This window comes from Weissella sp. DD23 (assembly GCF_001579105.1).
Taxonomy (GTDB): Bacteria; Bacillota; Bacilli; order Lactobacillales; family Lactobacillaceae; genus Weissella; species Weissella cibaria.
In genome coordinates this window covers 260,936-261,576 of record NZ_KQ970390.1, presented here as the reverse complement: position 1 = coordinate 261,576, position 641 = coordinate 260,936, and the positions used below count along the sequence as shown (strand labels likewise).

Here is a 641-nt window from a genome sequence, read left to right as displayed (position 1 = left end):
GGATACTTCTCCAACAACTTCTGGTAAGCACGCTTCGCTTGGCTTGAGAATCCCAAACCATATAGCTCCTCGGCCAGTGAGTAAACTGTGTCATCGTCATCATAACGCAATGATGACGCAAATGACTTCTTTGCATCCTCCAATTGTCCACCAGACAATTCATCAAGCATGCGTTCTGCAAATGTTGCCATAAGTACCACTCTTCCTTCTTGTTTAAAGTCAACAATTTATCATACAGAAAACGCGCCAGGATTGCCAATAAAAAGGGTATCCTGACGCACTTTGGCTACTTTGTTTCTGTTGCCGTCGCTTTCGCCTTAGCACGTGCTTTTTCTAGCAACGCTTGACGTGCCGACTGCTTTTGATCACGCGTTACAGCACCCTTAGATGCTGCCCCACGCGCGAAGTCATTTGACTTAATGGTTCCCTTGCCCATTCTGACATACCTCTCTTGTATAACACGTTACTTCCATTATACAAGTCCAACGTGCTTACTTCAAAGATTTGTTCGTCAAAGCAATAACATTCGCAACTGAGGCGCCCTTCACTGTCTTGGCCTTAATCTGAACGTCATCCCCAGCTTGTAGCAACAATGCTGTCTGCGCCTTTGATGGATCCAGCGTAAAGAGTGTGTCATCATC

Annotated in this window: 1 protein-coding gene and 1 pseudogene; both read right to left on the bottom strand. The window is 45.7% G+C overall.

Going from position 1 to position 641, the window contains the following annotated elements:
* Nucleotides 1-191, bottom strand: a pseudogene (locus tag WEIDD23_RS14205) (hypothetical protein); the annotation flags it as partial.
* 95 nt (nt 192-286) lie between these two features.
* Nucleotides 287-436 carry a hypothetical protein gene (locus WEIDD23_RS13370; RefSeq protein WP_010371675.1) on the bottom strand — a complete coding sequence of 50 codons (150 nt, stop codon included), beginning with the start codon at nt 434-436 and terminating at the stop codon, nt 287-289.
* Between the last annotated feature and the right edge of the window lie 205 nt (nt 437-641).

Bases quoted from the DNA above. Each gene is read 5' to 3' on its own strand.
- WEIDD23_RS13370 (WP_010371675.1), bottom strand. From the start codon at position 436: ATGGGCAAGGGAACCATTAAGTCAAATGACTTCGCGCGTGGGGCAGCA.